Raw genomic sequence first — 3,422 nt, 5'->3', positions numbered from 1 at the left:
GATACGAAATTTATACGCTTTATGGGTTATCATTTATTTTCACCACCTTTTTATGTGATTTCTATATATGTTTATTATAACATTAAAACGCTGTTCATTCAGTGTTTTTACAAATCATTTGAAACAAAAAAACACGATTCATCTCCACTCTAGCTTTGCTTGAGGATGGAGTCTTCTCGTCCAGAAACGATAAAATTTCTTGTTTCGTCTTGTTGTTTTTATCTGTATGAAAATTAAACGTCTCCCAAGTGAGATCTTTTAGTTCAAATGAGAAGGTACCGCCACCAATGTCCGATTGATTGTATTTAGGGTGATATTTTTCAATATAATATAACTCGTACATTTTTGCTTCGTTTAGGCTTGTAGTCGTTGCGACTTCTATGGTGACCGTTTCGTTGTAGCAGGCTTCTGGTAAGTGTCCTCGATTGGTAAAATGTTCGTTACGAAGTCTTCGGATAACATTGTTGGTTCGTCCTATATAAATAATTTTGCTGTGTTGGTTGATAAATCGATATAAGTACATGTGACGAGCCCCCTTTTTATTCGTAATAGCTAATAGTTATAATATACCAAAATTTGGTAATTTTTATAAATAATATACTGAATGTTAAGCGTTTTGTTCAAAACAATACCGATACGAAATTTTCGTATCGGTAAGGAACTTATTTATTTATGAAGCAACGCGCTCCATGATGTCATAGCAAGATCTGCATCTTTGTGTAGTTTTCTAATCTTTGATGAATCGCTCTTTTAATTTTGGGTTCAGAACTGCGATCTGCATTCATGTATTGGAGTATGCTTTTAACAGAAGGTAATTGGTTCACGTAATGGATTTCATCTTGTACTAATTGATGATGAGCGAGGGTTGCTTCTTGCCATGATGTACAGATGATGTCTATCGCTCCAATAATTCCTTCGGCTGCATGTTGCATCAATTCATGCGTAGATGTGATATATTTATCTGTCGAGTGATAAATAATAGATTGCCCGACTAATTGATAGCTTTTTTGTTGATTGTTTTTTCGGTAAGTGACCTTTCTTAGTATTTGGCTGGATACAATGGTTCATACGCTGTTTATGTTTGTGTTAAAATAAATGACCGTATGCCTGATATTCGCCTTCAGACATGTCCCCGTCTCTTTCATTCATAGAATACTTTTCTTCTAACTGTTGATTCTGTTCTCGAACAACAGGGGCACAATCGTTACAGCATGTTTTTCCGCGGTATTGGTACTCTTTCTTTGCACAAATGATGCCGCTGTACATAAAGTGAAAAGCCTTCTTTTCTTTACAGATATAACAGGTACGAGGTTCTGTGATGAACAATCCGTTTTCATCTTTGATTTTTTTTCTTCTGAATGGTATTTATAAAATAAATGTATCTCATATTCATCTGCTGTTTCTGATATAAAATAACCAATTAATAGCGACACAATCATCGGTATACTTAATTCTAAAGCATAAAACTTCATCTCCGCGCCAAGATATAACACAATATTTATAAAGGCTAAAATTAATATTACGAATGGAATAACACAAACAAATAAAATGGAGATGAGTTTAAATGATTTTAACTTCAATGAATTCACCTCAATCATGCTTTATTAATTTTTTATGATTGTAAATCTGTCGTTGGATTCGGACCACATATTGATTTGTTGGTCTTTCGCTTTTTGCTCGAATGTTTCCAGGTGTGATTGGTATTTCACGTCTGGTTCAAACACAGCAATTTCGGCCAGACCTTCAGCTAGAATTATTTCTTGAAACATTTGGCCATCTTCGAGATATACATAATATAACCGTCGATCGTAGGGATCACGCTCCGATACATCTTGCTCTAAATAGACCGTTTCTCCGTCTAGTAAATCTCTCGTAAAATCTGTTGCTTCATCTCCGTAAGGTTCAGGTTCACAGTCTGCTGGACTAGAATCATGACAGATTTCTGGAGCGTTAACGAGAATCGGTCGTATGCGTTCCGTTTCACCGTTTTCCAGTTGTACGTCGAACGTATCTCCGTCAATAACATAGACTACTAGGCCTTTATCATAATCGTTGTTATTAAGTGTTTCTGGCGGTGTTTGTTGGTTCGAGGTTGCTTCCCATTCCTCACATGCACTGAGTGTGAAGAATGCGAGGAGAAATAGAATGGCACACAGCCATTTCGTTGTTTGTTTTATCATTGGATTCTCACTCCTTTATGTTGTTTCTTTCTATGTAACCATGATGGGTTTACGAAACAGTATTACGTATTATGTAATACTGTTTCTTCACATATTGAATTAACTTCTCAATCTATTCAGAAATTCATTCGTTAATCGATTAAGGCAAGATGGTTCATACGGTTTCTTTCTGGCATTAATGAGTTGCTGGTTGATCTTTCGGATTTCCGCGTATTTCTCTTTGAGCATACACATTGGGTGTGCCACTTTTTATTTCCTCGATCAGCAATTCTTCGGCCATTCTATATTTTTTGATTTCGTAAACCATATCTGACGTGTCTACTTTTTCACGTGCTTCTGCTTCGGAATTTGCCAAGACTTCGCGTTCCACCTCGACTCTCATCGTGACTTTATAAAACTTTTCTTGATTATGTTTCATAATTATATTTCCTTTTTCACCATATTTTTATGGTTATCGTAAACTTATTGCTTGTCACTTCTACGTAATAATGATTGGGTTACGAAACAGTATTACATAACATGTAACCACTTATTTTTTAGATCGTTAATTTCTTTCAGTCGTTTTTCGCTGTTTTTAATCATCTTCTGTTTGGCTTGGGGTGTTAAATGTTGTCTTGGTGGTAGTAAGGTGATGTATTCTATGCTTTTCTGATCTTTCACTGTCACATAATCCACGCCAAAGCAGTTCTTTTTCTCTTTTTGTAAATTCCATTTTCATTAGGTTCCCTTATTAATCAGATTGATTTGTTCTTTTTTTTGTTTTCCTATGATAGTTAATATTTTTGCTTTCTAATTACGTTATAAATATACGTTTACGAAATAGTATTACATAACACGTAATACTATTTGTTTTTTTATATAGTAGGTGTAGGGGGGTTCTTAGTTTATCGTTTAGTTTTGTTTAATTGTATTACTTTCGACTGAAATCGGCTTTCGATTCACCCCATGCTTTCGTTTCCCACTTCAGGATCGGGTTTGTATAGTTATTAGAACTACGCTAATGAACCGCAGCGTTGATAGTTTAGAATAAGTCTTCGGATCGTTTATTACGATAGTCAAGCGTTGGTTGTGAACCCAAGCTAAGGCGCTAACGGAGTCTGAATAAATAGGCGTGGTACCATCTCCATTTACTTGTAGGTATTGAAGTGCGTCAATGATGTTTATTATTACAATTATAATATAACCGAGCCGTTATAACAGCTCGGTTAGGGCGCTTTCGCTCATTAAAGCCAAGTCAATCAC

At 35.4% G+C, this 3,422-nt stretch carries 5 protein-coding genes; all 5 read right to left on the bottom strand.

Annotated elements, in window-relative coordinates:
* Positions 1-94: 94 nt before the first annotated feature.
* The gene (locus JUJ52_RS22670) at positions 95-523 is read right to left on the bottom strand and encodes a GIY-YIG nuclease family protein (protein ID WP_228089221.1); all 429 of its coding nucleotides are present in this window, start codon (positions 521-523) and stop codon (positions 95-97) included.
* 172 nt (positions 524-695) lie between these two features.
* Positions 696-932 (bottom strand): hypothetical protein, encoded by a 237-nt coding sequence (locus JUJ52_RS22665; protein WP_228089220.1) that lies wholly within the window; start codon positions 930-932, stop codon positions 696-698.
* Between the two features lie 231 nt (positions 933-1,163).
* Positions 1,164-1,580, bottom strand: a complete 417-nt coding sequence (locus JUJ52_RS22660; RefSeq protein ID WP_228089219.1) for a hypothetical protein — start codon at positions 1,578-1,580, stop codon at positions 1,164-1,166.
* A 24-nt stretch (positions 1,581-1,604) separates the two neighbouring features.
* Entirely contained in the window at positions 1,605-2,180 is a 576-nt protein-coding gene (locus JUJ52_RS22655) for a thermonuclease family protein (RefSeq protein ID WP_228089218.1), read from the bottom strand.
* A gap of 175 nt (positions 2,181-2,355) precedes the next feature.
* Positions 2,356-2,598, bottom strand: coding sequence for a hypothetical protein (locus JUJ52_RS22650; protein WP_228089217.1), 243 nt, complete (start codon positions 2,596-2,598; stop codon positions 2,356-2,358).
* Positions 2,599-3,422: the final 824 nt, after the last annotated feature.

Origin of the sequence: Virgibacillus sp. AGTR, from assembly GCF_016919725.2 — a bacterium.
Lineage (GTDB): Bacteria > Bacillota > Bacilli > Bacillales > Amphibacillaceae > Virgibacillus > Virgibacillus salarius.
Note: the sequence above shows the minus strand (reverse complement) of the source record. Positions and strands in the feature narration are given on the sequence as shown.

Coding starts and splice junctions, on each gene's coding strand:
- JUJ52_RS22670 (WP_228089221.1), bottom strand. CDS start 523: ATGTACTTATATCGATTTATCAACCAACACAGCAAAATTATTTATATA.
- JUJ52_RS22665 (WP_228089220.1), bottom strand. CDS start 932: ATGCAACATGCAGCCGAAGGAATTATTGGAGCGATAGACATCATCTGT.
- JUJ52_RS22655 (WP_228089218.1), bottom strand. CDS start 2,180: ATGATAAAACAAACAACGAAATGGCTGTGTGCCATTCTATTTCTCCTC.
- JUJ52_RS22650 (WP_228089217.1), bottom strand. CDS start 2,598: ATGAAACATAATCAAGAAAAGTTTTATAAAGTCACGATGAGAGTCGAG.